The sequence below is a fragment of the Sphingobacterium sp. SGL-16 genome (assembly GCF_011043515.1).
GTDB lineage: Bacteria > Bacteroidota > Bacteroidia > Sphingobacteriales > Sphingobacteriaceae > Sphingobacterium > Sphingobacterium litopenaei.
This window is the reverse complement of record NZ_JAAKGQ010000008.1, coordinates 25,821-48,526: the sequence shown is the minus strand read 5'-3', so window position 1 is coordinate 48,526 and position 22,706 is coordinate 25,821. Positions and strand designations below refer to the sequence as shown.

General features: G+C 40.9%; 25 protein-coding genes. 12 read left to right on the top strand and 13 right to left on the bottom strand.

Going from position 1 to position 22,706, the window contains the following annotated elements:
• Positions 1 to 8: 8 nt before the first annotated feature.
• The 7 genes from G5B32_RS04670 to G5B32_RS04640 form a co-directional block, all read right to left on the bottom strand.
• Entirely contained in the window at positions 9 to 1,076 is a 1,068-nt protein-coding gene (locus G5B32_RS04670) for a cytochrome-c peroxidase (RefSeq protein WP_165290385.1), read from the bottom strand.
• A gap of 15 nt (positions 1,077 to 1,091) precedes the next feature.
• Positions 1,092 to 1,991: an MbnP family protein gene (locus tag G5B32_RS04665; RefSeq protein WP_240899000.1), complete on the bottom strand. Its 900-nt coding sequence runs from the start codon at positions 1,989 to 1,991 to the stop codon at positions 1,092 to 1,094.
• A gap of 5 nt (positions 1,992 to 1,996) precedes the next feature.
• Positions 1,997 to 3,118: a cytochrome-c peroxidase gene (locus tag G5B32_RS04660; RefSeq protein WP_165290384.1), complete on the bottom strand. Its 1,122-nt coding sequence runs from the start codon at positions 3,116 to 3,118 to the stop codon at positions 1,997 to 1,999.
• Positions 3,118 to 3,990 (bottom strand): MbnP family protein, encoded by an 873-nt coding sequence (locus G5B32_RS04655; protein WP_165290383.1) that lies wholly within the window; start codon positions 3,988 to 3,990, stop codon positions 3,118 to 3,120. Before G5B32_RS04655 ends, G5B32_RS04660 begins: the two co-directional genes overlap by 1 nt.
• 28 nt (positions 3,991 to 4,018) lie before the next feature.
• Positions 4,019 to 4,864 carry a FixH family protein gene (locus G5B32_RS04650; protein WP_165290382.1) on the bottom strand — a complete coding sequence of 282 codons (846 nt, stop codon included), beginning with the start codon at positions 4,862 to 4,864 and terminating at the stop codon, positions 4,019 to 4,021.
• A gap of 93 nt (positions 4,865 to 4,957) precedes the next feature.
• Positions 4,958 to 5,173: a hypothetical protein gene (locus G5B32_RS04645; protein WP_165290381.1), complete on the bottom strand. Its 216-nt coding sequence runs from the start codon at positions 5,171 to 5,173 to the stop codon at positions 4,958 to 4,960.
• A 179-nt stretch (positions 5,174 to 5,352) separates the two neighbouring features.
• Entirely contained in the window at positions 5,353 to 5,997 is a 645-nt protein-coding gene (locus G5B32_RS04640; RefSeq protein ID WP_165290380.1) for an SCO family protein, read from the bottom strand.
• Between the two features lie 189 nt (positions 5,998 to 6,186).
• On the opposite strand from G5B32_RS04640, the gene G5B32_RS04635 reads away from it, so the two are divergent.
• The 6 genes from G5B32_RS04635 to G5B32_RS04610 all read left to right on the top strand — a co-directional run bounded on the left by G5B32_RS04635 (position 6,187) and on the right by G5B32_RS04610 (position 12,968).
• Positions 6,187 to 6,795, top strand: coding sequence for an SCO family protein (locus G5B32_RS04635; RefSeq protein WP_317166082.1), 609 nt, complete (start codon positions 6,187 to 6,189; stop codon positions 6,793 to 6,795).
• 434 nt (positions 6,796 to 7,229) lie between these two features.
• Entirely contained in the window at positions 7,230 to 8,102 is an 873-nt protein-coding gene (locus G5B32_RS04630) for a helix-turn-helix domain-containing protein (RefSeq protein WP_165290378.1), read from the top strand.
• 492 nt (positions 8,103 to 8,594) lie between these two features.
• Positions 8,595 to 9,236, top strand: a complete 642-nt coding sequence (locus tag G5B32_RS04625) for a dicarboxylate/amino acid:cation symporter (protein ID WP_317166085.1) — start codon at positions 8,595 to 8,597, stop codon at positions 9,234 to 9,236.
• Between the two features lie 147 nt (positions 9,237 to 9,383).
• Positions 9,384 to 10,697 carry a mechanosensitive ion channel family protein gene (locus G5B32_RS04620; protein ID WP_165290377.1) on the top strand — a complete coding sequence of 438 codons (1,314 nt, stop codon included), beginning with the start codon at positions 9,384 to 9,386 and terminating at the stop codon, positions 10,695 to 10,697.
• Between the two features lie 197 nt (positions 10,698 to 10,894).
• Positions 10,895 to 12,274, top strand: a complete 1,380-nt coding sequence (locus G5B32_RS04615; protein ID WP_165290376.1) for a TrkH family potassium uptake protein — start codon at positions 10,895 to 10,897, stop codon at positions 12,272 to 12,274.
• A 16-nt stretch (positions 12,275 to 12,290) separates the two neighbouring features.
• On the top strand, positions 12,291 to 12,968 hold the full coding sequence (locus G5B32_RS04610; RefSeq protein ID WP_165290375.1) for a potassium channel family protein: 678 nt from the start codon (positions 12,291 to 12,293) through the stop codon (positions 12,966 to 12,968).
• 68 nt (positions 12,969 to 13,036) lie between these two features.
• Here the strand turns inward: G5B32_RS04610 and G5B32_RS17260 are convergent, their stop codons facing one another.
• Both G5B32_RS17260 and G5B32_RS17255 read right to left on the bottom strand, forming a co-directional pair.
• Positions 13,037 to 13,390 (bottom strand): hypothetical protein, encoded by a 354-nt coding sequence (locus G5B32_RS17260; RefSeq protein WP_240898999.1) that lies wholly within the window; start codon positions 13,388 to 13,390, stop codon positions 13,037 to 13,039.
• A gap of 83 nt (positions 13,391 to 13,473) precedes the next feature.
• A complete protein-coding gene (locus G5B32_RS17255) occupies positions 13,474 to 14,163 on the bottom strand; it encodes a DUF389 domain-containing protein (protein WP_240898998.1) in 690 nt (229 codons plus the stop codon).
• A 255-nt stretch (positions 14,164 to 14,418) separates the two neighbouring features.
• Here G5B32_RS17255 and G5B32_RS04600 point away from each other — a divergent pair, with 255 nt between their 5' ends.
• Positions 14,419 to 14,631, top strand: coding sequence for a universal stress protein (locus G5B32_RS04600; protein WP_165290374.1), 213 nt, complete (start codon positions 14,419 to 14,421; stop codon positions 14,629 to 14,631).
• Positions 14,632 to 14,749: 118 nt separating this feature from the next.
• Here G5B32_RS04600 and G5B32_RS17250 read toward each other — a convergent pair whose 3' ends face one another.
• On the bottom strand, positions 14,750 to 14,899 hold the full coding sequence (locus G5B32_RS17250; protein WP_317166084.1) for a hypothetical protein: 150 nt from the start codon (positions 14,897 to 14,899) through the stop codon (positions 14,750 to 14,752).
• Between the two features lie 327 nt (positions 14,900 to 15,226).
• A complete protein-coding gene (locus tag G5B32_RS04590; protein ID WP_165290373.1) occupies positions 15,227 to 17,242 on the bottom strand; it encodes a BCCT family transporter in 2,016 nt (671 codons plus the stop codon).
• 473 nt (positions 17,243 to 17,715) lie between these two features.
• Between G5B32_RS04590 and G5B32_RS04585 the strand changes: the two genes are divergently transcribed.
• From G5B32_RS04585 to G5B32_RS04570, 4 genes are all read left to right on the top strand, one after another.
• A complete protein-coding gene (locus tag G5B32_RS04585) occupies positions 17,716 to 18,015 on the top strand; it encodes a hypothetical protein (RefSeq protein ID WP_165290372.1) in 300 nt (99 codons plus the stop codon).
• Positions 18,016 to 18,254: 239 nt separating this feature from the next.
• Positions 18,255 to 18,884 (top strand): hypothetical protein, encoded by a 630-nt coding sequence (locus G5B32_RS04580; protein WP_165290371.1) that lies wholly within the window; start codon positions 18,255 to 18,257, stop codon positions 18,882 to 18,884.
• Positions 18,885 to 18,887: 3 nt separating this feature from the next.
• Complete coding sequence (locus G5B32_RS04575; protein ID WP_165290437.1) at positions 18,888 to 19,274, top strand: ATP-binding protein; 387 nt, start codon at positions 18,888 to 18,890, stop codon at positions 19,272 to 19,274.
• 90 nt (positions 19,275 to 19,364) lie between these two features.
• Positions 19,365 to 20,006 carry a DUF6904 family protein gene (locus tag G5B32_RS04570; protein WP_206366790.1) on the top strand — a complete coding sequence of 214 codons (642 nt, stop codon included), beginning with the start codon at positions 19,365 to 19,367 and terminating at the stop codon, positions 20,004 to 20,006.
• Between the two features lie 68 nt (positions 20,007 to 20,074).
• Here G5B32_RS04570 and G5B32_RS04565 read toward each other — a convergent pair whose 3' ends face one another.
• Positions 20,075 to 20,275, bottom strand: a complete 201-nt coding sequence (locus G5B32_RS04565; protein ID WP_165290370.1) for a hypothetical protein — start codon at positions 20,273 to 20,275, stop codon at positions 20,075 to 20,077.
• A 188-nt stretch (positions 20,276 to 20,463) separates the two neighbouring features.
• Positions 20,464 to 20,592 carry a hypothetical protein gene (locus tag G5B32_RS17435; protein WP_262886424.1) on the bottom strand — a complete coding sequence of 43 codons (129 nt, stop codon included), beginning with the start codon at positions 20,590 to 20,592 and terminating at the stop codon, positions 20,464 to 20,466.
• A 634-nt stretch (positions 20,593 to 21,226) separates the two neighbouring features.
• Between G5B32_RS17435 and G5B32_RS04560 the strand changes: the two genes are divergently transcribed.
• Positions 21,227 to 22,690 carry a sensor histidine kinase gene (locus tag G5B32_RS04560; protein ID WP_206366789.1) on the top strand — a complete coding sequence of 488 codons (1,464 nt, stop codon included), beginning with the start codon at positions 21,227 to 21,229 and terminating at the stop codon, positions 22,688 to 22,690.
• The last annotated feature ends 16 nt before the right edge of the window (positions 22,691 to 22,706 follow it).

Here is a 22,706-nt window from a genome sequence, read left to right as displayed (position 1 = left end):
CCTAATCATTAATTGACGATAAAATCAGAACCAAATGGCTCTGCGAGTAATTTGTTTGACAGAAAGGTCGGGTCTTCCAGTGTTTTTAGGAAAGCCATCAGATCTGCTTTCTCTTCTTCGGTCATGGTGATACCCAAGCTACCGTCAGCTTGACGGAACAAGGGATCCAATGTAGGCGAATCCACCATATCATGACGGTAATGGTCAAGCATCCTGCTCACGGTCAGATAGCGTCCATCGTGTGTGTACGGTGCTGTGAAGGAGATGTTACGCAGTGAGGGCACCTTGAATTTATATTCATCGTTTACATTACCAGTCACGATTGCTCGTCCTTTGTCGTCACTACGGTTGGGACGAATTCCGTTGTTGCGGTAGCTCAGATCCGTAAAAAGAGGTTCCTTGTGACAGTTTGCACAGTTATTCTTAAAGAACAGGTAACCCCGTGCTTCCGACTCTGTAAATGATGCACCATCTTCTTTGCGCATCACCTTGTCGTATTTGGAATCACTGCTCGTCGCCATCAGCATAAACTGTGAGAGTGCTCTAAAAAACAGGACGTCGGTAATTTCCTCTGTTCCAAAAGCTTTCTTGAAGAGAGCGGGATATTCCGGACGTGCCCTTAATTTTAGCAGGACGTTGGTTACAGTCTCGTCCATCTCTACTGCACTGTGTATCGCGTTTACGGGAGAAAAATCTAAATCAAATACACCGCCATCCCAAAAGAACTCCGTGTGCCAGGCTAGATTCATGATGGGCATTGGATTACGTGTTCCCAATCTGTCATCGATCCCATGACTTACATCATGCCCATGATGCGTAAATCCGGCACCTTGTATATGGCAGCTTCCACAAGCAATGGTATTGTTGCGGGAAAGCCGTGGTTCATAAAACAACTTTTTCCCTAATTCAAAACCGTCTTTGGTCACTGGATTTCGAGAAAGGTCATAAGCAGGTTTCGGAAAATTGGAAGGTTGTACAAAACCCGCAAATATGTCCTCTTCCTCTATCATATCATTTCCTTTCTTACAGGCCCATATCAGGCCTAGAATTAAAGTAAGTACCCATATCTTCTTCATCTCGTTTTAATATTGTTAGTTAGCCGATAGCTCTGCCTCACTTTTCACATAGTTTTCACTATGGTCGTGTGTAAACAGGGATGCAAAATTCCCGGCAATCTTACCGCTATCTTCTTTGTTAAACATCACATTGGGTTTATTCGCAATGCTCCATTGGTTCGGACCATTAAATATCTGCATCACATCCACCATCAGATGCACATTGCTTCTTAATCCTTCCCTTACATGAGCCAAATGATCACCGCTTGTCTTCGTAAGGTCGACGCTTATAACCTTAATATTATTCATCGCTTCTGGATCATCAAATGGATATCCAAAACCACCGATGTGATACTTGAATTGCTTATTTCCTGTAGGGTCACCTTGCTGATCGTCTGATACAACATCACTATTCCCTTCCAACTTGAAGAATATATATCCCTGGCTCCATGTCCAGAACATACCTGCATGTCCTTCTCCGGGATTAAAAGAAAGCACGCCCGTTCTACGCTCCATCGGCATCATATTGCGTTCCTGATCGACACCGATCATAAACTCGACTTTTGTATAATCGCCTTCCGGAACCCTGACCTTAGTAAAACGTGTGGTTCGATCATCTGCATTCACTAAAAAATAACTATCATCCTGTGGTACAGTATAGCTACTTCCATCTGCTTTGTAAAGTTTGATATTGCTGATATAGTACATTAAGATTCGTATACTAAACTGCTCGCCTTTAGCATTTCTATACAGATAGGTGGGATCGATATAAAACCGGTCTTCACCGACGATGTGGTCAAATTCAATAGAAAACTCGCCCATCTTATTTTCATCGATAATATCATCGTCCTTTTTACAGGCTGATAGCAGTAGGCAACACGTTATGCATGCGATCACCATATTCTTCCAGTCTTTTTTTATCATTTTCTCTCTCATATCTTTTATTTAAAGGGATTTGAAAACTCCCTGTTGTTTAAGAATTTTTCATCAGTAAGCGCATGTAGAAAAGCCTTAATCTCTTCGACTTCTTGGTCTGTCATGGGTATCCCTACTTTGTTACTGTTCTGGTATAATGCAGTAGCGGTAACAGGTGTGTCTTTGATGCCAAAACGATAATGATGCAGTACTTCATCAATGGTCTTAAATCTCCCGTCATGCATATAAGGAGCGCTCACCATCACATTACGTAATGTAGGCGTCTTGAAAGCGCCCAAGTCCAGTGGGTTGTAGGTAATGCGGTATCTGCCCCAATAAATACCCTCATGCGATCCATCGCCGAAGTCACTGTCTATTCCGTTATTTTGAAATGCGTTATCGGTAAATAATTCTCCTGCATGACAACTGCTGCACTTTTGACGTACCAGATTTAGCCCACGAAGTTGCTCGGGAGATAATGCCTCTGGCTTTTCTCCTCTTCGGTATAGGTCGTATGGGGAGTCAGCCGAGATCAGTATGCGCTGAAATTGCGATAGCGCCATAGCTGTTCGATGTTCGCTTGGTAGTTCTCCAAAGGCTTTCTGAAATAACCCCACGTAAGTAGCATCCGCACGCAAACGTTCCACCAGAACAGGTAAATACATACCCATCTCGTCGGCATGCGTCAGCGGACCAAATGCCTGAGATTCCAGATTGGTTGATCCACCGTCCCAAAAGAAACCCTTGTCTGTCCATGCGAGATTGATCAACGTGGGCGAGTGCCGCTCCAAAGGCTTACCCGATACACCAGCAGTGGTTAGTGCTACTCCATCGGAAAAGCCCTTGTTTTGATGGTGACAACTTGCACAGGACACTTGTTTGTTAGCTGACAGAATAGGATCGTAGAAAAGTCTCCGTCCTAATTCCACCCCCGATTTGGTCAGTGGATTGGATGGCAAACCAGTCTTGGGGTCGATAGCGGATTCTACAGCTTTAGGAAAGAATGCAGGCTGACGAAAAACAAAAGGAGTCTCCTCCTCTTCGGTAACAGAAAGTTCATTATCCTTAGTGCAGGAGAATAGGACAAACAATCCCACCAAAAAGGCGAAGACTCCAATGATCTGTATTTTTGTTATTCTTATATGCATTAATTTGCTTCCACGGAAACAGAACTTGCTTCTTTAAATGTCAACGATTTGCTCAAAAACGTATCACGAAGAGCTATCATGAGGTCTTTTTTATTTTGGCTGATACTGTTATTGACCCAAGGTAGATCGGTCGCCGATAGCAATTCTTTTACGTCCACGTTGAAAGTGATTTTTCCAGAATTTTGGGCATCAATTTTTAGCGGCGTAGTCAGCTCTACGGTTTTATCAGCACCATCAAACAAAGCATTTGAACCCGTTTCCCAAGACAGCGCTTTTGAAGTTGACGTACCACCTTCCCAATGAATAGTTCCAGCGACGGTTAGGAATTTGTAACTTGTGAACCACATCCAACCGTCACTAACTCCCATACCGTTCAACGAACCCAGTTCGCCAGCAGTCAAAGCAATATTGTCGTTATATTTTTTATCGACACCGATAGAAAATTTGATAGCCTTATATTCTCCTGAAGGGATATCTTTGATCGTCACTTCCTCGCGCTTTGTTGCGGGGTACTTTTCACCATTAACCAAATGCTGTACAGCGATTTCATTGGTTTCCTCCACCAAATAATAAGATTCCGGTATCGCATGTTCTTTATTGTCTTTATCGATCAATTTGACATTGCTCACCCAATAACGTAGACGGCTAAATTCGAATTCCATATCATAGGTTCCACTCGAATTAATTAATTGATAAGGATATTTTTTATTTAGTTCAAAATCTGAATCGCCATATTTGGCATCAAATGTCAACGATAAAGATCCCGCTTGGTCTGCGTAGACAATCTTTTCAACTTCTTTAATTTCGGTTTTTTCACAGGATGTGAATACCAGCGCAGCAACGGCTGCAAAAAATAAATTCTGCTTTTTCATTTTTCTTGTAATTGTATATATTGATTTGTTATTTAACTTCTACAGGAAATACCAGTTCCTCCTGTGATACTTTTTCTCCTTTTTTGAACAGATTCACTTTGATTGTCCAAGGGCCTTTCATGGTGAAATTGACTGTCCCACTATACCGTCCATTACCTTTGCTTACGGCAGCCTTATTGTCTGGAGAACCATGTCCCATATCCGGCATAAAAGGCTCTATTTCTACCGTATAGTTATCCAGCGGTGGAAAAGCCTCCTGATCCATCTTGTGCAGTGTGAAGTCAATGGTCTGGCTCCCGGTCTTTACTTCATTTGGCAGTAATAGACTAACGAACACACGGCCGTCTTCTTTGGTGCCAACGGGGATCGTCCTTGCAAACTTTGCCTCTGAAACGGGCAGCAGAAAGGATAAACTATCTGTTTTATTGAGGACAGCATTCAATATCCAACCCTTGCCCATATCCTTCATATTGGCCATGATAAAGACTGCCTCCGCTTTATAAATACCATCGCCCAGATCAACCAAAGGATAGTAAGGTCCACCATGGGACATCATCCCCATGTCCATGATCACGTTATAATCTAGATTCGTGTTTGTGACGGGATTTCCTTCAAGATCCGTGATCTGAATGTAGATGGTTTCGTTTTTGCTGGTCAGGCTGTCCTGTACCAGTACGCTGATCTTTTTGTCTGTCAGTGTCGTATCTGCTATTTTTGTCAAAGCGGTTATATCAACCAAAGCATCTGCCGTGTCAACCGCGCCTTCTTGCTGTTGGTTATGTGTACTGTTTCCGCACCCGGTCAAACTGTATATCAATGCCATAGCCATTATGCTTAAAAGCATGGATGACTTTCCAAAGTAAAATGGTTTCATTCTCGATTTTATTAAATGCCAAAATCGCTGTATTACCCACCGAGTATAAAGCCTCTTAGGTCAATACAGCACTATTAATTATTATAGAAAAAATTAGGCGTTGAATCGAGGAGGGCGGAAGTTATTCTTGAAATGTATAAAACTGTAGTAAGCTTTATAATAGGATACGTATTTGTTCACTAACTGGATGGATATGCTTTCGGGCATCACCAGCCATTCCTGCATCACGCAGAGAAAAGTTTCGTATTTTGCGTTCTGCGGAAGACTTTTATCGGATGATTTCTCTTCCAATGCTTTGAGCTTTTTCATCAGTACGCATTGACCATTGCAATGCATTTCCGGCTTTGCCCTGTTTTCACACAATACGTTTGTGATATAGGATCGGTTGCTTTCAAACCACACAAATACCCCCATACTTCCCAAACATTGGTAAGCGAGGGATACAAGTAGTAGGAATGTAATGATCCTTTTCAATTTAGTTTATATCTTTAAAATTTTGCTAATAATTTACGAATGTCTTCTATGGCCTTTTTCGCTTCATCTTCACGGGTGCCATCGTAAACTCCTCTTACGTGTCCGTTAGTGTCTACCAATGTAAATGCACCGCTATGATCAAAGCCTCCGGGAATGTCGGGGTTTTCCTCCGCATACGAAAAGTAACCCTCTTTTCCTGCAATATGATAGACAGCCTCCTGTGGGCCATTTAAGAAGTGCCAGTTTGACGGTGCGCCAAGTTTAGTGGCGTAATCTTTTAGCACAGCCGGCGTATCGTGTTTCGCATCAATGGTGTGCGATAATATCACTAAACGCTCCTCGTTTTCAAACTCTTTTGCGATGGTCAACATATTTTTAGCAAGTAGCGGACATATAGTCGGACAGCGTGTAAAAAAGAAATCCGCCAGGTAGATCTTATCAGCAACATCTTCATTGGAAATCCATACACTGTCCTGATCCACAAAACGGAATTCAGGTATGCTGTGGTAGATCGTGTCATTAACCGTCTTGCCATCTTTCACCATTGAAACGATTTCTTTCTCGCCCATAATAGGAAGATCCTTATCATCGCGTTGTTGACCACAAGAGGCGAGAAATAATATGCCCAATGGCAGGATTTTGAAAATTTGAAAAGACATTGCTCTCTGCTGCTTTATTAACTTTGCAAAGTTACCACACTATATGGCTTTCGTGGTTTACATAAGCGTGCGACGTGTTTAGGTTTTCGTGCATATCGGATGTTGTAAGGGACACTTAAGGTATTCAATCGATATTTAACAGCAATAAAATGTATATTTGGTATTTAAAATAGGATAGTATTTATCTCAATGAAATATGTAAGCTTCTCCTTATTCTTAGTTTTGACTATATGCTCCATGGGCTGTCAACAAAAAAAACTTCCCTATCTCGGCAATCCGGTTACGGAAGGGAGTGAGCTAATTTATCCTAAGATCGATGAATTTAGCATGCTTGATCAGGACAGTATACCCATCTCTGATCAGAGCCTGATCGGTAAGATCCATATTGCTTCATTTATCTTTTTGTCATGTCCAACCATTTGTCCGCAAATGAACGCGCAGATGAAGGAAGTGTACGATGAAACGATGGGAATGGAAGATATTGTTCTCCTTTCTTTCAGTATTGACCCTAAACGCGACACCATTCCGGCATTGAAAGCCTACGCTGACAAGATCGGGGTTAAAAGAGAGAAATGGCATTTTCTATATGGAAGCCCACAAGATGTATTAAATCTTGCTGAGAAATCCTATTATGCTATTGCCTATCCGGATAGTACGGCTCCCGGCGGGTTTACACACAGCGGTGGATTTCTTTTGGTCGATAAGGATTTACATATCCGGGGTGTATACGACGGAACTTCGCAGGATGAAACAAAGAGGTTATTAGCAGATATTGATATTTTACGAAAAGAGAAATAAATTTAATACATTCGCACCATTTTGAAAAGATTCATGTACATATCGTTGCTTGTGGCTGTATTGATACAGTCAACGAGTAGTATGTGGATTTTTGTAGGCTTTCAGCTCAACCGGGACTATATAGAAAGCCAGTTGTGTATCAATAGATTTGATACTATTCCAGTATGTAAAGGGTCGTGTTATCTAGAGGAAAAAATTAAAGAGGACCAGCAGCATAATGATGCACCTGTGAAACTTAAGTTGCTGGAAGTAACAATGATATTATCAGTCTTCACTTTGAACAATACGCTGCCTATTCAAAAGGATGTTGGAGACCTATTAACCCAATCGGTTTCTACTGACCCGTTATCAGATGGGTTTTGCTTTTCTATCTTCAAACCGCCTATTGCCTGATTCAATTGATCTATCGATTATTTAAATAAGGTAATATTATTATGGTTGTCAAGACAGAAGAAATAAGAGTTTTGACACTGGAAGATTTTGAAAGTCCCGATTTAGGTTTTTTCATCACTTCGCTCCAATCTTATAATCAGCATTACTGTAGTCTTTTCTCGTTGCCAAACCAGAGAAGATTTTACATGATAATCTTTTTAGAAGATCAAGCCGGAAGGTTTGTTGTAGATCAGTCTTCTACACAAATCCATAAAGGAGAAGTATTGAGTGTAAGCCCTACCAGTGTCTGTACATTTGAAATAGATAAACAAGCCAAAGGCTGGATGGTATTGTTTACGGACGCTTTTTTTTCAAAGCGATATAACGACAATGTTTTATACGATTTTTCATTTCTAAAAAGCAATAGCGTATGTAAACAGTTGGAGTATACGGAAGATATGCCCCGTTGGCGCATGATGATGGATGCAATGTACGATGAATTCAAGCGCTCAGGAGCTGATTCAAGAACGATATTGCGCTCCTACCTGAATATCGTATTGGGTATTATGGAGAGACACAATGGTATAGCTGTTGATGCTCCCTACAATAGAGAGAAAGAGAGTAAAGTACGACTGTTTGAACAATTGTTGGAACAGTACTACAAAAGAGAACGATTCCCTTCATTTTATGCCGAAAAGTTGAACATATCAACGAATTACCTTAACCGTATCTGTAAAGAACGGCGGAGCAGGAGTGTCGGAGAAATAATAAGAGACCGAATACTCATGGAGGCAGAAAGGTTGCTCTATCACACGTTCAAAACGGTATCGGAAATATCATTTGAACTTGGATTCGACAGTTCTTCTTACTTCATTACTTTTTTTAAAAAGAAGCATGGACTTAGCCCAGAAGAGTTTAGAAAGACACAGAGATAGAGGTAATATCTCCATTGAATTAATTTAAGCGGTTCCAGTTAGTTGGGACTGCTTTTTTGTTATATGCGGCAATCCATTTCTCCAAAATGAAAGCAGTTACGAATAGCTAAACTATTATCCTATAAACCGCATAATTCTGTTCCAAAAACAGAAGCCATTCGCACCTATATTTCCTCCGCTCTTCGCCATAATGTCGGAATTTTGTCAAAAAAAATAAACGAGAGAGATTTATGGATTTTCCAATGTTCCACTTGGACTGGTTAAACGAACGGTTTTTAATAGCGGTCATCGCTATCATCCACGTTATGATTAACCACGGCCTTGCTGTAGGTTTTATTCCCTATATCACCTGGTTGGAGTATAAAGGAGTGAAGAATGCCCCTCCAGATCAAGTTACAGATACTAAATGGGATACCCTTATTTATAGTAAAATGAAGGTAGCATTTATCATAACAACGACAATAGGTGCCATGACGGGACACCGGAAATGCCATCATATTGAAGATTGTCGATATCATGATGATGTTTGCTCCATATGGTGTATTCGCTCTTATTGTTACGCTCATTGCAGAGGCACCTTCCATTGATATGTTCAAAGCTTTGGCAATGTACGCTGTTACCGTTGTACTCGGGCTATTGGTTTTGGTATATGGCGTATACACGATGTTTGTCTATTTTTTTTGCAAAATGAACCCCGTCAAATTTTTCAAGGCTATTTTGCCCGCCCAACTGTTGGGGTTTTCGACCAGCTCAAGTGCGGCTACGCTACCTGCAACGATGGAGTGTGCAGAAGAGAACCTGCATATACGAAAAGATGTGCTGAGCTTTGTTTTGCCCATAGGAGCCACGATCAAAATGGACGGTACCTGTCTGTATCAAGGTGTCGCCGCCATCTTTATTGCGCAGGCCTCTATCGGTGCCGCGGCCGTGCCGGGAGCCGGTATCCTGATGCTGGTAATCGGACTGGAATCTATCGGAGTCAATCCAGCCGGTATCGCCCTGATATTTGCCGTCGACAGACCATTGGATATGCTCCGGACAGCGACCAATGTGTCGGGAGATTCGATGGTCGCATTATTGATGAACAGGTTTAGTACGGCTAAGGCCAATCCCCCGCAGATTGGCGATAAATAGCAGTAGAAATGGACGAAAAGGAGCTATAAGGAGCAACAGCTATACCGGATCACTAAGGGAAAAGCAAAAGATAAAATAGGGGCTGTGTACCCATTAGAAGCCTATCTAGCCTCATTTAGTTTATTTTTTGTACATTTGTTTGTTAATATGGAAAAAACAAACATCATTAACACGACCGAACAGACAACCAGTCAGATTTACCAATGGACATTTGAACTTGCAAAAACTGCAGGCGTGCAGGATAGAATTGCGCATATCCTTACCTCGGCCGGTTTTCTGATTGTCGCCTTTATCCTGTTGGCGCTCCTTGACTTTCTTTTGAAAAGTTTTTTTAATTCGATCGTTACACGATTGATCAAAAAGACGAAAAGTAACTGGGACGACTATCTGCTTGACAACAAAGTACATGTACACCTAAGCCGTCTTATTCTCATCGCTGTCTCACAGCAATTCTTACCGCTGATTTTTGTTGGGTTTCCCTCTTTTGTAACGGCTCTCGACAAATTTTTGAGCATACTGGTTATATTTGCGGTTTACGGGCTGGTAAACAGTGTTTTAAAGACTGCGCGGGATATCCTGCGATCTTCCATGGCGTTTGTGGACAAGCCTTTGGACAGCTATCTTCAGGTTTTTCAAATATTCCTCATATTTGTTGTCGGCACCCTGATCGTTTCTATTCTTACAGGCAATTCGCCATGGTCTTTTCTCGTCTCTCTGGGCGCGGCATCTGCTATCCTGATGTTAGTGTTCAAAGACACGATACTTGGTTTTGTGGCCAGCATACAGGTCTCTGCAAATGATTCCGTACGTGTCGGGGACTGGATAGAAATGCCCAAATATGGTGTTGACGGAGATGTCCTACAAATCAATCTCAATAACGTGAGTGTACAAAACTGGGACAAGACGATTGTGACCATACCTACTTACACCTTGTTAAGTGATTCTTTTAAGAATTACAGGGGGATGAAGGAAAGTGGTGGGCGAAGAATCAAGCGCGCTATCCATATCAAGATATCAACCATCCGATATATGGATAACAGCGAAATAGAAGAACTGAGGAAAATCGCACTTCTGGCTCCATATATCGCACAAAGAGAAGAAGAAATCAAGAAATATAACAATGAATACAATGTTGACGAAGAGGTATTGGTCAACGGGCGCAGAATGACAAACGTAGGCCTGTTCAGGGCGTATATAAAAGCTTATGCCCTGCATAACCCCAATATACATCAAGGATTAACCTTGCTGGTCCGTCAACTGGATCCCACTGAAAACGGACTTCCGCTGGAACTCTACATGTTTACAAAGGGGACGGAATGGGCATTTTTTGAGGATGTCATGTCCGATATTTTCGATCACCTCTTTGCGGCGATAAAATATTTTGACCTGGAAGTCTTCGAGCTACCTGCATCAGATGATCTACGCCATCTATTAGACAAGCGGGTGCAAGAAATTCAATAATTAATGACAGGTCAGTCGGCTAGTATGCTTTTATCAGCGGTTTCCTTTCTTTTTAGCCCTCGGAAACAATAGCCAAGTATTCCTGCGGGTAGGAATGTCAGGAGGATCGAAAGGTTTTTGTTAAACATCTATAAACGGTGGATAAGTCCTGAAAATATTTTATAGTTTTACTGCTGTTTTTATTATACTTATCCGGAATGAAAAAGCGATTGTATAATCCTGCCCAGCTGTTTGTATTTAGTTTTTTTATGCTGATCGTTGCGGGCACGCTCTTGCTAAAATTACCTTTCGCCCTTCATAGACCGCTGGCTTGGACGGACGCGTTGTTTACATCGACCAGTGCTGTCTGTGTCACGGGGCTGGTAGTTGTGGATACTGCGAGCCATTTTACGTTTTGGGGACAATTGATTATCATGCTTTTGATACAGGCGGGCGGTATCGGCATATTGAGCTTTGCCGGTCTGTTTAGTTATTTTTTAAAGGGAGGAAGCTCATATGAAGACCAATTGACTATCGGAGGGTTCTCAAACACCAAACAAATGTCTGAAGTCTTTGATCTGTTAAAACATACAGTATTGATTACTTTTGGTATTGAGCTTGTAGGCGCACTCGCCATTTACAGCAGTATTGGAGATGAAATGTCAGCATTAGGCATCAAAAAGGTCTTCTTTTCCCTGTTTCATGCTGTTTCATCTTTTTGCAATGCAGGTTTTTCCCTCTTACCGGACGGACTGATGAATGAAACGGTTGTTTTCAATTATAACCTGCAACTGGTGATAGCTTTGATCTATATATTTGGTGGCCTGGGATTTCCTATTGTAGTCAATATATTGACCTATTTAAAGCATATTATAAACCGGCTTATTGGCAAATGGACATCTAAGAAAGACCTATACCGGCCCTGGGTATTGAATATCAATAGTAAAATCAATCTGGTTACTACCGTTGCTATTTCGGGTATTGCTACGCTTATTATCTTTTTTAATGAATATAGCCATGTGCTTTCAGAACATCGCGGTATCGGTAAGTTAGTTATTGCCTTTACCACAGCAACTACGCCACGGACGGCCGGATTCAACAGTGTCGATTTTGGAGCTTTGCAATTCTCGTCCGTGCTGTTTATAATCCTGCTGATGTGGATTGGTGCTTCTCCGAATTCTACCGGAGGCGGAATCAAGACGAGTACATTTGCTGTAGCCATATTGAATGTATTGAGCCTGGCCCGTGGCAAGGACCGTACCGAAGTGTTCAGGCGGGAAATCAGCGGGATATCACAGCAACGGGCCTTTGCGACGATGTTTTTATCCCTTATGACGATCGGCATGGGGGTATTTGCGATATCATTCTTTGAACCACAGCGCCCGTTGGTGGACATTGCCTTTGAGTGTTTTTCGGCCTATAGTACAGTCGGGCTGTCGCTGGGAGCAACCCCTGAACTCGCGTTGGGAAGCAAAATTGTCATCATCTTTTTGATGTTCATTGGCCGTGTGACCACTTTGTCGGTGCTCATTGCTTTTATCAAAAAAACAAGATATACGCACTACCGCTATGCGCAGGAAGAGCTAACGGTTTATTAATAAATAACGCAACATCATGAAATTTATCATTATAGGTTTGGGTAATTTCGGCGCCTCTCTGGCCATGAAATTAACGATGCAGGGCAACGAAGTCGTGGGAGTGGATCAACGGATGGAAAAGATAACTGCCCTAAAGGAAAAAATAACACATTGTATCTGTCTGGATGCTACTGATGAAGCCGCTTTCTATACTTTGCCCCTGAGGAATACGGATGTAGTCGTAGTGGCAATAGGAGAAGATGAAGGCGCCAATATCATGGTGACAGCCCTATGTAAAGAAGCCGGGGTCAAACGCCTGATCAGCAGAGCGGTCAACAGGCTTCATGAAAAAGTGTTGACCGCTCTAGGAATATCCGAGATTGCCCACCCCGAGGAAGAATCTGCCGAACGCTGGTCAAAGAAGCTTTGCATGACCGGGCTGGTGGATTCATTCGAGCTGAACAGTAATTACAGCATCGTCGAAGCCGTCGTGCCGGATAAATATGTGGGTAAAAGTATTCAAGAGATCGGTTTCCGCGAAAAATACGAGCTATTGGTATTGACCATTTTAAAAAGCAAAGAACAGAAAACAACCTTTGGAAAAAGTATGGTTACGACGATACTCCACGGTATACCTAAACCGGACACCGTACTGGAACAGGGCGATATATTAGCTATCTATGGATATAATGACCATATCAAATCTTTTTTATAGTTTGCTTTCTGCGCTGGTAGGCACGATTGCCAGGCTGTCATTGGGAAACTGGACAGACAGCCATTTTTTCATTTCTGCTCTTCCTCTTCGGGAAAGTCGTCCTTAGCCTGATAGACAAATGCTATGTAATTGACCAGGCTGTCCCTGGTATTGTAATACTGTTGCACACCAATGCTATAATGTGCTATCTGCGGGAACAGTATAGCCATATCAAGACGAAGCTGGACATTTGCCAGCTCATAGCGGGAAAGGCGCTGGTTCAGGCTACGGATCGTAAGATCTTTTTCATTAACGGAGACGGTATGCTTGTCTATTTCGCTCAATATTGCAGACCTGAGATCTACGCTGTCCTGTTTGATAATGAGCTCCGTATTTTCGACACCATAAGATGCCAATGAGTTTTGGAGCTGTTCGATTTCCACAGGCTGAAATTTTTTTTGGTCAGGAAAGCCAGCTCCAAACGTTTCGGATTTTTATTGAACTGTATTTTTTCATAAACGATAGTTTAGCCTTTTTCGGCAAATTCATGCCGTACAAATTGCTTGATACGGTCACTGAATTTCTTTTCCTGCAAGAGGTTGTATGCAAAATACAGGCTGGGAGCAATCAATATGATAGTCAGTAAGGTAATGCTTTGCCCGATCCGTTTTTCCCGCAATTTGTCCACATAATGAACCTTGGGATACCGCAGATATTTGACGATAGCAAAGGTAGACAGACAAATGAAAACGCAATTGATGATGTATAGATATATAGCGCCGGCAAAAAAGGAGATATTGCCTATCGCCAGTCCATATCCGGCTGTACAGAGCGGAGGCATCAGAGCGGTAGCGATGGCCACCCCGGGGATAGGGTTGCCCTTATTGACCCGTGTAATCGCAATGACACCGACCAGTCCGCCGAAAAAAGCAATTAGCACATCATAAATATTGGGCGATATGCGGGCCAGTAGCTCGGATTGGGCGTCTTTGAACGGGCTTAGCAGGAAATACAGAAACGATACCACCAGGCTGATCAATGTCGCGATCAAAAGATTTTTGATAGATTTTTTCAACAGCGGGAAATCAAATGTCCCTAAGGCGAAACCAGCCCCTAAGATCGGGCCCATCAATGGCGAAATCAACATGGCACCGATGATAACCGCTGTTGAATTGACATTCAGTCCCACAGAAGCGATGACTATCGCACAGGCCAATATCCAGGCATTAGCACCCCTGAAAGAAATATTGCTGATGACATTCTACAGCACTTTTTCCTTTTCGTCTTCGTCTTTGTGCAGGTCAAAAAAATTAAACAGCTTGTTCATGACGGTTTCCAAAAATTAGTTTAAATAACAAATATATATATACATTAAATATAGTTTGTTTGGTTTCTCTTGTTTTTTGTTTCTTTTGAGAGTTGGTCATAGTCCAGTGATCTATTGAACTTTTTTTAGCATAAAAACGACATCATGAGACGAACCTTATTAGTTCCTACTGATTTTTCAAACAATGCATTTGTTGCAACCACCTATACCTTGGGACTGGCCAAGCTCTTAAACGCCGATATACACATTATCCACGCCTATAGACCGCTTTATTCTGTCTTTCAAAGGCAGCTTGCCAATGAAACCGAAGCCCAACAGGCAGGATCGAAGCGCAAAAGCGGAGGACGGATTTTTTAGAAAAACTGGACAATGCCGGCAAAGTAGAAATAAGAACGTCTATAGTGAGAGATTATCTTAAAGACGCGCTTTTATTTTGTTAATAGCTTCTGAATATTCTTTTGCAAATGAAGTGTCTTTATTTTAAAATGAGTTGTTCGGCTGTAATTAAGGCATTGGCTTCGCTTTCGGTAAATAATACTGGTGGTATTCTGTAACCTTCCATTAAAGAATAGCCTTTTCCGTCTTCGGTCAAAATAGGGACACCTGCTTGTTCTAATGCTTTTATATCTCTATAAATTGTCCTGTTACTAACTGAAAAATTTATTCGCTAATTCCGAAGCTGTCAAAAGTCGTTTCGTTTGCAAAATTGTCAAAATTGCAGTTAGTCGTGAAAGTCGTTTAGTATTGTTATTGTCGTCCATTTTCTTTCAGTCTATGTTTACACTGTAGCTTGTAGCATTATGCCTAACTTATTTATTAGTGCTACAAAATTAAACAAATATCAAAAGTGTGGGCTACCTTACTCGTAATCGGAGTAATATATGCCGTTACACAATCAAAGAGTTGATACCCTATTTGCGTAGCAAACAGCTATGAGATTAGTGGTACATGTTCATTCTAATCTTCGGTTGGCATTACTGCTGATAAACATTTCGTTCCTTTTTTCCACAATGATCTCGATAAATCTTTCATAGTGTTTCAGTACGTCAGAGATCAGCTCGTTTTTTGTAAAAAGCTGTACATCATACCCCTCACGGGCATCCCCAAAATAGGATTTGGGAAAGTGGGTCTGGCTGTCATCCACATCGGGTAGATTCTCTTCATTGAGCAGATAGTCGGATACCACCCTTTTCTCGTTCTTTACACCATAGACAAAGTTATTTACAACATCATGCTTGATCTCGATCTCTATTCTTTGAGGTTTCTCATAGGAATTGATCGTTGCATCAATATTATTTTTTGCAAACTCCTGTTGCAGTTCATAAAAGGCTTCCTTTACCGTGGTGTCGATATAACGGCTAACAGATTTTTTATCATTAAAGGAAACGATCTGTTTCAATCGTTGTCTCCAGGACTCTCCCGACCATGGGATGGTCGTGGCTGAAAAATCACGTTCATAATATTTTTGGTCGATCGCCAAGGCCTTGACCAGACTAACGATAAATAACAGCATAATAACCGAGAACGGTAAAGCGGTTATCAATGTCATGCTCTGCAATGCGTTCAGTCCGCCCGCGTTCAGCAAGATTAAGGCAAGCGTAGCAAGTAAAATTCCCCAACCGATTGTTTGCCATTTTGGTGAAATCCGTGCGTTTTTGCTAGCAATGCTGTTCATGACGAACATTCCGGAGTCGGCAGAAGTCACGAAGAAAATAATAATAATAGCAATGACCAAGAAGCTGATGATCTCGGTCAAAGGCAAATATTCCAAAAAGCGGAACATCAGCGCATCCGGGTTGCTGGCAAGCTGGCTCAAAGCTCCGTCTGCGATATTCAGGTCAAACCAGATCGCACTGTTCCCGAAGACCGACATCCATATGAAATTAAACAGGGTAGGTATAATTAAGACCGCCGCAATAAATTCACGTATGGTTCGTCCTTTGGAAATCTTGGCGATGAACAGCCCCACATAAGGAGACCAGGAAATCCACCAAGCCCAATACAATATCGTCCAGTCGTAAAACCACGGTTGCGTTTCGGCTTCATAAACGTGCGTGTTAAAAGTAAGGCTAAAGAAATTATTGATATAGTTCCCGATGCCTTCCGTAAAACTACCTATTAGATATACGGTAGGACCAAGAACCAAAACAAACAGCAAAAGCACAACAACACTCACAATGTTGATGTTGCTCAATATCCGGACGCCTTTGTCCACACCGCTCACGGCAGAAATAATGGAAAGCGAGACCAATACACCTACAATCAATACCTGATAAATAAAGCTGCTCCCCGGTAAGACACCCAATGTTTCCAGCCCCGAGTTGATCTGCACTACGCCAAAACCCAACGTAGTGGTAATCCCGAAAAACGTACTGCAAAGGGCAAAAATATCGATCGTATTGCCCCAAGTGCCTTTAATCTTATCTTTCAGCAAAGGATAAAAACAGCTTCTCAAGGAAAGTGGCAAACGATAACGATAAGCAAAATAAGCTAAAGACAATCCCACAATACCGTAAATCGCCCACGCATGAATGCCCCAATGGAAAAACGTATAGAGCTGTGCATCCTTAGCGCGCTGGATGGCGGTATTTCCTGAAAATACCTCATTGGAATAATGTTGCATCGGTTCGGCAACGCTAAAATACATCAATCCGATCCCCATCCCCGCGGCAAACAGCATGGAGATCCATGAAAAGAAAGAATAAGCAGGCTTGCTGTCGTTTCTTCCCAAACGGATATTCCCGTATTTGCTGAACATCAAATAAACTAAAAACAGGACGAAAATCGTTACCGACCAGACATACACATAGTTCAGGTTGACAAAAATAAAATCTTTAACAGTGTTGAGCAGGTTTTCTGTCAATTTCGGATAAATGGCAGACAGCAAACAAATACCTGTAATGAAGATCAAACTGGGAACGGTTACGCCTTTGCTGAGTGTGGTTTTTATACTTCTAAATTTTATCATATCGTACTTTCAAACAGTTGATTTTCCGAAATAAAAAACGGAAAGCCTTATCCCGGGATCTCCTATACAATGATTATATAAAAGACAAAACAAATTATCGTGATTATAACCGAGATTCCTTGGGTATGCAGTGATAAGATCATCACTTTGGAAAAATAGCTATACAAATGTAATCAAAAAATACGAACAGTCTTAACCTCAGACTTCAGATCGGGGCACAAAAGCCGAAGAATAGACCGTTTTGACGGGATTTTTTACAAGCGAAGCAGGCAAATATCATCACAAACTGTCTCTATCAAAGTAAGTGTGCCGGACTAAGGGGCTTATAAAAATGACGGTATAAGTTTGATCCGTTTGCCTGCTCGCCCACAGGCCAACTTTGGCCTTTTCGTTTGTTTTTCCCTACCTTTGTCCTAATTCTTGGTCTTTAGCCCTGCTCAGAAGGGCTTCTTAAACGAAAAAATCAACACATTTTGTCTAAAAAAGTAAGTGTTATAGGAGGCTGTAGCTGGGCTACGGCGTTAGTCAAAATTTTAGCTGAAAATAAAGTTCATTTTACCTGGTATCTTCGTCGGGAAGAGCAGGCCGATGCTGTCAATAAGAATGGCACTAACCCGGATTATCTGAATTTTGTCTCGTTCAACAAACCTTATGTCGTGGCAACAAATGATCTGGACAAAGCCCTTGATGCATCCGGATATATTCTTTTTGCTATCCCAAGCGCACACTTGTATAGTCATCATAAGGCGGTGCGGTGGTACCCCCAGACATAAAGTTCGGGTCGGTATTGAAGCCATCAGTACGGTAGTAGTTGGCGGAGATATTGGCCGATCCACGTTGGTGGTGGAAAGGTGTTTCGCCCTCCAAGGTTACATCCGTAATATTCAGCGAGCCATACCGTAGCGAGGCTAAAGCCTGCGGCTGTATGGCACCAAGTTAAAGAGTTGATCTATCCAGTTAAGCTCTCTAAGTGTGGCTAGACCATTACCGGAGTGGTAGTACAAAACAGGAATTGAAAGGTATTGCCTTACAGGATTTTCTCTACAAAAAACTTGGCAGAACCTGGGATGATACGATAGTTGACGGAGCGACGTTGCAGGACATAGATGAAAGTGCAGTAACATCTTTTTTGAAAGCCAGTATCAAAAGTGGGCGTATCTACCACAATGCTGACAAGGATGACTTGCTTACCTTGCTGCAGAACCTGGATTTGATAACGCCGGAAAACAAACTAAGGTCTGCAGCCGTCCTTTTGTTTGGTAAAAGACCGCAGCGTTATTTTATACATAGCTATTTCAAAATCGGGAAGTTCGGCATGTCTGATGCAGACCTTAAATTCCAGGATACGGTTGAGGGAAGTGTTTTTGAGATGGTGGATAAGGTTATACAGTTACTTAAAGACAGATACCTGATTTCGCACATTTCTTATGAGGGTATACAACGGATTGAAAAGCTGGAATCTCCCGAAGCGGCATTAAGGGAAGCTATATTGAACGCCGTCGTCCATAAGGACTATACCGACACCACGATCCAGCTTAGCGTGTATGATGATAAACTGATGTTGTGGAATGCGGGAAAGCTGCCTGTTGATATTCCTTTGGAAAGATTGACGAAGAAACATCCATCTCGCCCAAGAAATTAGCATATTGCAGATACATTTTTCCGTGCCGGTTATATTGAATCCTGGGGGCGGGGCATTGAGAAAATGCTGACCGCTTTTCAGGAAGCCGGATTGCCTGAGCCGATATTTGAGGAGTCTTGGGGCGGTGTCATGGTTACGTTACTGAAAGATATTTATACGGAGGTACATTTGCGGACTTTGGATATTAATGAAAGGCAAATTAGGGCAATACTATTTATCAAGGAGCATGGCAGTATTACCAATACCGCATACCAAAAATTAAACAATCTTGGGAAAACCTTTTCGACTACGGAGTTAATAGATTTAAGCGAAAAACAGTTGATTGAAAAAGTAGGAACAACAAGCCGCGGCACCAGATATGTTTTAAAGGGCCGAAACGGCCACAAATGACTAAGATATATGTGCGCCTTGTAGGTGAAATTTTAAAATAGACACGATTCACAATGATATATATAATTCCGACAAAAAGAGGTTTGGGGGGTGGAAATTTGGGGAACCTATGACGACCTGAATAACTTTTATGAAGTTATTGGAAAGTTTTGGAATGACGAGAATAAAGCGGATAAAAAAGGATTCGACAATAGGGATACTTTGATTAGCGGCTTTTCTTACGAAATACGCAAGGCAAAGGATGGAAACCGGCTGAAACTAAAGGGTGGCCATTTTTCGTTTGAGGAACAAGACTATTTGGGCGTTCAAATATCCTGGGTTCATTTCCTGTTCTCATTGACGGCCTTAAAATTCAATATGAGGTACGCTGAAACCAATAAATTCGACATTTCACAAATTCTCTTGATCGAATTTTGGCTGGAAAAAGCAATGTGTAGCTATGACGAAGTCGGGGCACAAGCTTTGATAGGTTTCATAGAAGATGGACTTTATGGAGGGAATGGCCACATTTACCAATGTATGCGAAGCATTAATCTTGATTTCTTCCTTTTGGGAGGCGGAAAGAAAGCCTTCCGGAAACTTCCCGATCTTTTAAAACGGGGCGTTTATTACACGGAAGAATACAGGGATTATCAAAAGTTTTTAGAAACAGAAGCTAAAAAATTGAACTGCGAAATATCTGAGCTTGAACTAAGTGACGATGATTTTGATTACGAAAACCTAAATTGGTAAAACTACAGTTGGGATCACTTCGAGGGATATAATTTATGAATATTCCGGACCATACTTGTTCGGAATAATCACTTTGCCATTCCTCCAAAATCTGCCGTAATAGGCAAATAAAAATTAGTCTGAGTGAATAAATGTATAGGAAGGTTATGTAATGCTTTTTCATTATCCATCATATGTTTTAGGTTTCGGTCGTCAATATTGCCTTTAGTAAGGTAAAATGAAAGTATTTCGCCTTTATCATATTTTAATTGTTCAATATTCGTTTCCATAGCCTTATATTAATTCACTCTATTTTTTAATAGCGTAGAGTTATCAAAACCTTTTGTCAAGTTAATCAAGTAACCGTGTTGGTATGCAGTATCAAGATGACCACCATATTGCCAAGATGTAGACTCATAAATTATTTTGTAGTTCGTTTGTTTTTTATCAACACATGATAGAGATAGTCTATTTCTGTCTAATCCTTGACAATTGTGATTTCATCGTCTTTGGTGGTAAGACTTAGGTCAATGTTTTCTTTGAAATCATGGATATACTTGTACTGTATGCCTTCTTCAACGGTGAAACGTTTTCCAAGACCGGTCATTTCAGCTTTAGGAATGGATTTGGCGTAAAATATATAGGTATATATATCTAATGGTTTTTCTACACTATATGCTAAAATCTTAATAACTTTCCTTTTATTAGGAAGTTTCCAAGGTTTATGGAGTTAACTTCCTCAAGATCATTCCTAAAAGGAGTGTTTTTGGGACGTTGTGTATTAAAAATTTTAGTGAGGTTGAAAGTCTTGTTTACTTCTATGGGATTGTCATTTATTAAGATTGTATATCTGTAGGCTGCAATGTCTGTCGTCTTTTTGAAGTTAAATCGAAGGTTGATATGGTTTACATCTGGTAAGAAATTAAAAGATGTATTGGGCTAGTTGGAAAATTGCAATCCATAGTAAACATTTTTGGCAGCACTGTCAACAAACATTTCGAGACTCCTCCCAGCTCCATAACTTAAATTAAAATCTATTCCTTTTTGGCTATATAATGTAGAAAGCGCAAACATTAAGCTGAGGATTGTGAAAATTATCATTTTCATAATATTTGTTTTTTTCATAAACCTCCACATAAAAATTGATTAGGGAAACTCTAAAATAGTAAATGAAATTATCAACTTAGTATTTATCGGGTTTTGGACAGAATTTAAAATTTCCATTTTCCTACCTTTGCAGGATGTCTATTACTCCGATAAAAGGTAAACTTGTTTACAAACTTTTGGCTATTACAGTTTTATTTGCTGTATTAGGTGGGGTAACAGTATCTATTATTAACAGCAAACTGCATCATTTTGACAAAACATCGCTAAAGAATATTGCGAACGAAAAGAATGCTGTTGTAAATAAAGAGTTAGAATCGCTTAATAATTCCTTTAAATTTCTGGGATCTCTGGCTGAAATCGGCGAAATACAGCTGTTGAATACCCTTATTCAACAGGGTGGTTATCGTGATGTCGTGGCTGGCTATGTGTTTGTCGATAGGAAAAGTGGTCTGACACATAATTACTTTCACGGGCAATCTAGTCAAAATGAAATTTGGGATGGTGCATTAGATGACAATATTGTATCGGAGAATGAATATTTTCTTTCAAAAGATGGTGTTTTGTATGCTTTATGGCAACCTGTTGATAGTGTAGCTAATATTCATTTTGTAGTCAATATTCAAAAGCTCAACGAACGATTTTGGAATGAAGAAATAGGACAATCTGCTTATGTAGAGGTATATGATTCGCAATATCGTTATATCATAGGGGTAGATTCCTCGAAAATTGGGAAAATGTTTCCGCAACTAAAACCTCAATTTACCGATAAGATGGGAAAAACTGTCTTGTCCGATTTTCTAGGGTTGGATGTGCGCCAATATTCCTTCGAAAGCGAAAACCTTCGCGGTCATACCTTATTGATTTCCGTTCCCATTTTAAAAGGCGATGAAGTATTCACGGAAGTGAGTTTGCCAATTTGGGGGCTTTGGTTTATAGGTCTTTTGGCTATTTTTATTTTGGTGGTTTTTACGGTCAGACAAGACCGAAAACAATATAATTTGCAGATGCGCAATCTGCAATTTCTGAATGAAAAAACTATTCTGGAATACAGTAACCTGAAAGAGAAGATGAACCCGCATTTTCTGTTTAATTCATTGGGTTCATTACAACAACTGATTCAGAAGCAACCTGATATAGCGAAAACTTATGTGGTTAAATTATCTAAATTCTATCGAAAACTCTTAAATTTGCCTCCGAACGGAGTATCCACGCTTCAAGAGGAGTTGGATATCCTTCAGGAATATATATTTTTACAACAGCTGCGATTTGGGGATCTTAAATTACCCATTTCTTATGCTATAGATCCAGCGCTTTTAGGCAAACATCTACCAACTCTAAGTCTACAAATACTCGTCGAAAATGTAATAAAACATAATATTTTAAGTGACGAAACACCTGTCAATATTGAGGTGACTACGACCGCGACAGGGATATATGTTTCGAACACGAAGAACTTGCGTCAGGACAGCGAAGATTCAGAAGGGTACGGTACAAATTTCCTGCAAAGGACTTATCAACATTACAGGATTACGGACTTTCATATAGAAGAGAATGCGGATCGATATAGCGTTTATCTTCCTTTTATCGACACCCCCTGATTTCTTTACTCCATTC